We start from the raw sequence: 8,188 nt of genomic DNA on the forward strand, positions 1-8,188 counted from the left end.
GATAGAGCTGCTCTGAGGGCACGGTGTGGTCGAGGAAGCCAAAGGCGGTCCCGGCGCCGACCGGGCTGTTGAAACTCATGCGGCGCAGTGAGCGGTCACGAGTTCCACGGCAGGCACATCAGCTGGCGCCCACGGGAGAGCTGCGAGGTCTGCCGCCTCAACCCAGCGCACCTCAGCGTGCTCAGTGAGGGTGGGTGCCTGGTCCACGATGGTGCCGAAGAACGTCGTGAGGATGACGGTGCCGAAGTCATAGTCATGCTCGGTGGTGGTGACCTTCTCGCCGATCTCCGCGGTGCACAGCAGTTCCTCCTGCAGCTCACGGCGCAGGGCCTGCTGCGGAGTTTCCCCGTGCTCAATCTTGCCGCCGGGGAACTCCCACAGTCCGGCGAGGGACATCCCCTTACCCCGCTGCGCTGCAAGAACCTTGGTTCCCTCTGTGAGGACTGCTCCAACGACGTTGATCCGCTTTGCCATGAGGTTCAGCCTAACAACTGGTCGGACGCCGCCGCCGGCTACCGCGACGAGCATGATGCTGGACGCCGAACTCCGCGCTGCCTCGACCGACTACGCCGCCCTCCACGACGCGGTCTACCGGGCAGAAGCCGCTGGCCAGTGCACTGCCCCGACATCTGGACCGACTGGGGGACTCAGCACGGACGATCGTCAATGCGCCGACGGGAGAGGGTGAGTGAACCCTGAGGTGACTACCCCTCCCGCCTAACCCCGGTAACAGTGTGATCAGGGAAACGGTTGTTCCCACTGACGTTTCCATCCCACCAGTCCCAGTATCGGAGCCTCCGTTGCACATTCCGCCCCGCCGCGTGTCCCGCGTCATCCTCTCGCTCACCGCCGCCACTCTCGCGGTCGGCCTGACCGCCTGCTCCGACGAGGACGCCGCGGAGTCCACCACCACGGCGCAGACAACCACCACCACCGCGACCTCGGCCGCACCGACCTCCACCGAACAGGACCCGACTACCGCAGCACCGGAGGAGACCACCCCGGTCGAGGACGCCCCCGTTGCGGAAGCCCCCGTCGATCCCGCGCCGGTGGAGGAGAACCCTGCTCCCGCCCCCGCACCCGCCCCTGCACCCGTCGAGCAGGCCCCGGTCGCACCAGAGCCCCCCGCTCCGGCTCCTGCGCCTGCCGCGTACTACCCGAACTGCGACGCCGTCCGTGCCGCCGGCGCCGCCCCGATCTACCGGGGACAGCCGGGTTACGCGAGCCGCCTCGACCGTGACGGCGACGGGATCGCCTGTGACGTCGTAGGCTGATCGACGCAGAGCGGGTGGCGCCCGCCCCGCACGTAGGCATCCGGTGCCCACCGTTTCCACGTCCGACGCCCCTGTACCGCCCCTCCCATGGGCACTGACCAGCCCACTGACCGCCGATGAGATCCGGCCGACCGGCGCCACCTGGACAGACCTGGCGTCCCTGCAGGTCAGGGAGCCCTCCTGCTACACGGAGATCGCCGGCGCGCAGCCCTCGGTGTACTTCGCCGGGGTCCACCACCGGACGGGGACGCTGACCCTGGAGGTCGCAGGTCAGCGCACCGACCCGCACGGCGATGTTCACCAGGGCATCCAGGGAGAACTTGTCCATCCTGCCGTTCATCAGGTCAGACGTCCGGGGCTGCGTCAGTCCGGGGGCGTCAGCGGCGACGCGCTGCGACCCACCGTGACTGTCGTTGTTCACGGCATGTCCTCCATCTGTTGCCTGACCTGGGCCAGTCTTTTCTTCGCCGTGGCGATGACCTGCGGCGGGGTTCTCGATGACTTCTTCACGAACGCCGCCATCGGCTTCCCACTGTCCGGTTCCAGGCCATGCTGAACCCGAGACAACTGGTATCCGGGCCCACCCACCGCCGTAGACTCGACGGCGGATCAGAACAGAACCCAGCCAGAACCCACAGGAGCCCCATCATGATCGTCACCACCACCGCCACCGTCGACGGCCGCCCGATCACCGAGTACATCCGCATCGTCGCCGGTGAGACCGTCGTCGGCATCAACATGTTCAAGGACATCGGCGCCGGTATCCGGAACATCATCGGTGGACGTTCCTCCGGCTACGAGGGCGAGATCAACGGTGCCCGCGAGCAGGCCCTCGGCGAGATGGTCCAGCGCGCCATCGAGCTCGGCGCCGACGGTGTCGTCGGGGTCAGCATGGACTACGAGTCCCTCGGCCAGGGTGGCATGGTCATGGTCACCGCCTCCGGGACAGCCGTCCGCTTCTGAGGCACGCCGTGCACCGCATCCGCACCATCGCCTTAACCGCCGCGACCTGCGGCGTCCTCGTACTCACCGCCTGCGGTGGTGACGAGGACGCGTCCCCCACCACCGTGGAATCCCCCGGCGCCGTCACCGGTGACCTGCCCCGGTTCGACACCACCGCCGCCATCCGCGACACCCTCGCCGGCACCGACCGGGAATGCGCGCAGTGGCGGGACGTGGACGAGGGGCTGGCGTCCTGCGTCCTTCCCGGGGGCGCCGGGATCCACGGCATCTACCTCAGGGACGACCCCACGACCGTCGCCGCGACCGTCTTCGGGGGTGGGAGCTCCCCCGCCGTCGTCATCGGCAACAACTGGCTCTTCGACTGCGGTCCGTCCGGTCTCGACACCGGCGCCTGCGGTCAGGTCGCCGACATCCTCGGGGGGACCGTCGTTCTGCCGGATCCGGTGTAGCGGCCCCGCGGCGACCTACGCCCGCACCCGCGACGGCATCCTCCGCGCACACAGGATCCCCAGCGTCATCAGCGCACCGAGCACGGTGATCACCCAGCCGGTGAGGTGCAGCCCACCGTCTGTCGCACCGGCACCCGCACCCCCGTCACCACCGGAGCCCATGCACAGCGCCACGATCACGGCCGACAGGTTCGCCGCCACGTACTGCACCGTCTTGTAGATCCCGGTCGCCGTCACGACCTTCTCCACCGAGGTGACCGTGTTGATCAGCGCCTGGTTACCGATGTTGTTGAACCCGTTCGGCACGCCAGCGACCAGCATGATGACGACCATCACCCACACCGGCGTCCCACTGTCCTGCAGCAGCGCCAGCGCCAGCCCGGTGAGCACCAGGAATACCCCGCCGACGCCCAGCACGATCCGCGGACCGTGCGTCATCAGGATGCGGGACGCCAGGAACGTCGACGCCACCGACACCACCGACATGGGGAACATCAGGGCGCCGGCCTGCATCACCGACATGCCGGCCCCCTGCTCCATCCACTGCGGCAACCCGTAGTAGAGACAGTAGAAGGACGCGTACGTGAGCACGGTGCGTCCCAGCGTGTTCGCGAGCTGCCGGTTCGCCGCGACCGCCCGCAGGTCGATGAACGGCAGCGACGCGCACCGCAGCTCCCACCACACCCACACCGCGGCGCACACCACGGCCACCGGCAGGATCCACCACCACGGTTCGCCGGTGAGTGAGATGAGGAAGAGCATCAGCACTGTCACCGCCACACCGAACAACAGCGCGCCGACGAGGTCGAGGCGGCGTCCGAGCCCCATCTCGGGACGCCCCTCCCCCTCGATCCCCGGCACGGCCACCAGCACCCACACCGCGGACACGGCGATGAGCGGCACGTTGACCCACAGTGTCGCCTGCCAGCCCGCGACGGCGACGAACAACCCGCCGAGCGACGGCCCCACCGCGCTCATCGACTGGCCGCAGACGGTGAACACCGAGATCGCCGAGGTCGTGCGCCACCGGTTGCGCTGCGCGAGAACGCGCACCAGCGTCATCGCGTTCGGCATCTGGGTCGCCACCCCGACACCGATGAGCAGGCGTCCGACGATGAGGACGCCGAGGGTCGGCGCGAGTGCGCCGAGGACCGATCCGGCGAGCACGAGGAACAGGCCGGCGAGGTACACCCGACGCGGCCCGAAGACCACGCCGAGTACACCGGCCATCGGCGAGACGACGGCGGTGGCGATGTAGAACGCCGAGAGGACCCAGGAGACTTCCGCCCCGGCATTGAAGTGGTGGCCGATGGAGACCATCGCCACGGCGATCATCGACGAGTTGAGGGCCTGCAGCATGATTCCGGTGCCCAACGCGGTGGTGACCGGGGCGGGGATGTTGCGCCGTGGCGGCAGCGGCTGTGCTGAGGGATCGGGCATCGGGGCAGGTGTCACGGGACTCACATGCGTCTACGCTAGGCCCGCGACCGGTGGATTCACCAACCAGTCACCGGCACCGACGGATCATTCCCGCCGAAAGCCCGCGCCGTAGTTACGTCATAAATACTATGTGTTCATGGATTTCCTCCGGCGCTCCTCACGCGCACACCAGACCCCGCACCGCACGGCCGCCTCCCTCGCGGCATCCGTCCTCACCGTCTCCCTGGCCGGCGGAGCCCTCACCGTCGCCGCCTCCCCCGCCGCCGCCGCCGACCGGTCCGGCCTCCCGCTGCAGACGCAGATCGTCGGCGGAGTGTGGGACGGGGTACGGACGGTGCTCGATGTGCCGAACCCCGCCGACGACCAGTCCTTCTACGATGTCCCCGAGGGCGCCGACACCGCCTCCCTCGACCCCGGCACCGTACTCCGCGAACGGACCTTCGACTACCACGTCGCCACCCTGGCCACCCCACTGAAGGTCACCCAGATCCTCTATGTCACGACGAACCCGCGTGGCGTCCACGAGCAGAACGTGACCTCCGTCGTCCACCCGCCGAACGGCTCCGACGGCAACGTCATCTCCTACCAGTCGATCTACGACTCGGCGAACCCCGCCGACAACCCCTCCCGCGCCATCGCCGGCAACCTCAGCCTCGGCGGCCTGCTGCCCACCGTCGAGACCGCGATCATCCTGCCCGCGCTGATGAACGGCCACCCCGTCGTCATCGCCGACACCGAGGGCAGGGACGCCGACTTAGCCGCCGGCCCCGCCTACGGTGCCGCCACCCTCGACTCCCTGCGTGCCGCGACGGCGGCGACCACCTCACCGGTCACGGCGTCCGACAGGATCGGACTGTTCGGCTACTCCGGCGGTGCCATCGCCAGCAACTGGGCGGCGATCCGTGCCGCAGACTACGCCCCGGAGATCGAGGAGCGGCTCATCGGCGTCGCCCAGGGCGGTATGCTCATCGACCCGCAGAAGAACCTCTCCTACGCCGGCGACGGTCTCCTCTGGTCCGGCGTCGTCGGTCTGGCGTTGACCGCCCTCGGTGACGCCTACGACGTCGACTTCTCCCGCTACCTCACGCCGTACGGCATGACCGTCACCGAGGACATGCGCGACCTGTCCATCGTCGAGTCCATGGCCCGGTACCCGGGTCTGCACTGGTCGGACATCGCGAAACCGGAGTACCCCACACCGCAGGACGCCCCCGAGATCAAGGCGATCATCGACGACATCAACATGGGCAACTGGGATGCCCCGCACGTGCCGATGTTCGTCTTCCAGGGCGCCGCAGGCTGGATCGAAGGGACACCCGCCTCTCCGACCTGGGGTCCGGGCGACGGGATCATGGTGGCGGGGGACGTCCGCACGATCGTGCGCCGGTACTGTGCGGCGGGGACGCCGATCGAGTACCGCGAGTACCCGTTCGCCAGCCATGTCATCGCCGCCGCACCGTGGGCGGTCGAGGGGTACCTGTGGCTGGAGGCCCGGTTCAACGGACGGCCCGCGACGAACAACTGCGCCACCGTCCCGCGCGGCAACGAGCTGTAGGAATAAGGAAGACCCGGGCGCATACCGTAAGGGCAGAGGCGACACCGGGCCGTTCGTTGTCCGTGCTAGCTCAGCCCCATGTCCGCAGACAACACTCACGCAGAAGACGTGGTGCAGGAGCTCATTTCCCCGGCACGGTCACGCCCCTGTCCGCGGGCAGCCGAAGGTGATCTGAGCCGAGCGCTGGCCATTTATTCCTGGTCAACCAGGATGTCAAGCGCAACATTCGAGCTTATCTCTCACCTCGAGGTCCCCTTACGGAACACCCTCGACAGGCAGCTCCGGAACCATGTCGCACACCATGACTCGCTCCTCAACATCGACATCCCGTTCGAAGTCGAACGGATTTTCACAGTCGCAGGGTATGCACATCCTGATTTCGAGACGTGGCTCCGCCAGGTCGACCGGAGCGGAACTATCTACGGTGAGCGCCCAGCCAGCCCGGTGGACACTGTTCTCATCCCGGCGAAACAGGCATGGCCGCAGTGTCAGCAGCTCCGCGCATACATCTACCAGCCCGGCCGCTGGTTCAATGACGTTGCCCATCTCAGCTTCTGCACAGATCAGGAAATCAAACCCGAAATCCCTCTGATCAAGTACCGACGAGATGACGTGGCATGGACGCGACAGGAGGCGTCCCGGCTACGGGAAAACCGGCGGAGACATGGACAGGAAGATCGCCCAGGTTATCGGCAAGTCAATCGATATTGGCGTTGAAGAAGGGAAACATCAGGTCTTCCTCTTGTCCGCCCCTAAAGACAGAGGCCGTACCCGCCACCGTACGCTGCCCCACTCCGTCCCTCATCTTGAACGCGGACGAGGTAGCGCATTCGTCCGCAAACAGCGTTACGTATCCCTTCACAGTCTTGAAACCGCGTCCAGCACAACCGATCTCATCCACTAATCCGACATAAAGACTTCGCCGATCCACTGCGTACGCCGTTGCGCGATAGACCGTGATGAAGCCCTACCCCGCAGTTCCAGGGCTGGTCACTCCACCCGCGCATAGGCCGGCGTCGGCAGCGCCATGACCACCGGTACGAGGAACACCGTGACGACCAGGGAGACCACCGGGAAGCTGCTCACCGCCATGAGCGGCCCGGCGAGGAACGCCCCCAGGGCGCTGACCAGGTTCGAGGACGCGTCCAGCCCGCCCTGCGCCGTCGCCCGGTTGCCCTCGGCGACGGCCTGACTGAACATCGCCGAGCCGGCGACATTGACGAAAGACCAGCCCAGACCGAGCAGGAACAGGCCCACGATCACACCCGCCGTCGAGTCGGACGCCGCCCCGCACACCGCCGCCGACGTGACGAGGATGAGGACGCCCCCCGCCACCGGCGGTCGTGGACCGTACCGGTCGGTGAGCATGCCGACGACCGGGGCGAGCGCGTACATGCCGATGATGTGCAGACTGATGGTGACGCCGACAAGCGTCACCGAATCACCTTGGTGGTGCATGTGGACCGGCGTCATCGTCATGACGACGACCATGATGACCTGCGCGATCACCACCGCTGTGGCGGCGGCACGGGCCTGCGGGCTGGAGCGGATCTCGACGAGCAGCAGGCGGACGCGCGGGAAGCGCACCCTCTCTTCCCCCGCTACCCGTGGCGTCCTCCCCACTCTGTCTTCCAGCGGATCAGGACGCAGCCACCAGAACACCATGACCCCGGCGAGCGCCAGGCACACCGCGGCGATGAGGAAGGCCCCGGCGAAGACGGTCAGCCCGATCGACCGGTGCAACGCCTCCCCGGGCACGCCGAGGTTCGGCCCGAGGACGCTGCCGACGGTGCCGACCCAGACGATCAGTGCAAGTGCCTTCGCCTTGTCCGCCGGTGCCGCCCGGTCAGTCGCCGCGAACCGTGACTGCAGACTGGTCGCCTGACCGGCGCCGATGAGCAGCAGACCGAGGAACATCGGCATGACCAGGGACCACTGGGCCGCCCCAACGAGGATCGCGGCGCCGACCGCGGAGATCCACCAGCCGGAGGCGAGCGCGGTGCGGCGTCCGAACCGGGCGGCGAGGACACCCAGCGGAATGCCGAGGATCGCCGCACCCAGGGTGGACGCCGTGCGCGCCAGCCCGGACCAGAGTTCGCTGTCGGTGACCTCGGTGGCGAGCAGGATGCCGATCGACGGGGCGATGCCCACACCGACGGTACCGACGACCTGGGAGACCGCCAGGACGGTGAGTGTCCTGCGCTGGAGTGGGTCACGGGATGGCGGGGGCGCGACCGCTTCTGCCGGGGTGGACGGCGGGGTCGCCGGACCCGTGGTGGCGTCAGTCATGTCCGGCGGCCCTCCTGTCGGCGCATTTGCCATGCAAAGAAGTGTAGGGGGTGGCCTTTGGCGACCTCTCAGACGGCCTGCACCGTCAGGCCGCGCGCGGCGCGGTCCGCCTGTGTACGGCAGTGTCCACCGGTTACGTCCTCTAGCGTGGTGTATCTGTAACTGCCGGTGACCGCCCCCGTCCACGACGACGGCGACCACCGCAGGTACCTTTCGAC

7 protein-coding genes and 1 pseudogene are annotated in these 8,188 nt (G+C 67.9%); 4 read left to right on the forward strand and 4 right to left on the reverse strand.

Going from position 1 to position 8,188, the window contains the following annotated elements:
- Window positions 1–75 precede the first annotated feature (75 nt).
- Window positions 76–474, reverse strand: coding sequence for a (deoxy)nucleoside triphosphate pyrophosphohydrolase (locus QZV72_RS05365; RefSeq protein WP_297006065.1), 399 nt, complete (start codon window positions 472–474; stop codon window positions 76–78).
- 347 nt (window positions 475–821) lie between these two features.
- Here QZV72_RS05365 and QZV72_RS05370 point away from each other — a divergent pair, with 347 nt between their 5' ends.
- Window positions 822–1,274, forward strand: coding sequence for an excalibur calcium-binding domain-containing protein (locus QZV72_RS05370; protein ID WP_297006067.1), 453 nt, complete (start codon window positions 822–824; stop codon window positions 1,272–1,274).
- A 289-nt stretch (window positions 1,275–1,563) separates the two neighbouring features.
- Here the strand turns inward: QZV72_RS05370 and QZV72_RS14885 are convergent.
- Window positions 1,564–1,671, reverse strand: a pseudogene (locus tag QZV72_RS14885) (XRE family transcriptional regulator); the annotation flags it as partial.
- A 251-nt stretch (window positions 1,672–1,922) separates the two neighbouring features.
- On the opposite strand from QZV72_RS14885, the gene QZV72_RS05375 reads away from it, so the two are divergent.
- Together QZV72_RS05375 and QZV72_RS05380 are read left to right on the forward strand one after the other, a co-directional pair.
- Complete coding sequence (locus QZV72_RS05375) at window positions 1,923–2,237, forward strand: YbjQ family protein (protein ID WP_297006068.1); 315 nt, start codon at window positions 1,923–1,925, stop codon at window positions 2,235–2,237.
- A gap of 8 nt (window positions 2,238–2,245) precedes the next feature.
- Window positions 2,246–2,686 carry a hypothetical protein gene (locus QZV72_RS05380; RefSeq protein WP_297006070.1) on the forward strand — a complete coding sequence of 147 codons (441 nt, stop codon included), beginning with the start codon at window positions 2,246–2,248 and terminating at the stop codon, window positions 2,684–2,686.
- A gap of 15 nt (window positions 2,687–2,701) precedes the next feature.
- Here QZV72_RS05380 and QZV72_RS05385 read toward each other — a convergent pair whose 3' ends face one another.
- Window positions 2,702–4,126, reverse strand: a complete 1,425-nt coding sequence (locus tag QZV72_RS05385) for an MFS transporter (protein WP_297006072.1) — start codon at window positions 4,124–4,126, stop codon at window positions 2,702–2,704.
- Window positions 4,127–4,262: 136 nt separating this feature from the next.
- On the opposite strand from QZV72_RS05385, the gene QZV72_RS05390 reads away from it, so the two are divergent.
- A complete protein-coding gene (locus QZV72_RS05390) occupies window positions 4,263–5,681 on the forward strand; it encodes a lipase family protein (protein ID WP_297006075.1) in 1,419 nt (472 codons plus the stop codon).
- A gap of 990 nt (window positions 5,682–6,671) precedes the next feature.
- On the opposite strand, the gene QZV72_RS05395 is transcribed toward QZV72_RS05390, so the two are convergent.
- Window positions 6,672–7,970, reverse strand: coding sequence for an MFS transporter (locus QZV72_RS05395; protein ID WP_297006077.1), 1,299 nt, complete (start codon window positions 7,968–7,970; stop codon window positions 6,672–6,674).
- Window positions 7,971–8,188: the final 218 nt, after the last annotated feature.

Source organism: uncultured Corynebacterium sp., from assembly GCF_902782855.1.
Classification (GTDB): Bacteria; Actinomycetota; Actinomycetes; order Mycobacteriales; family Mycobacteriaceae; genus Corynebacterium.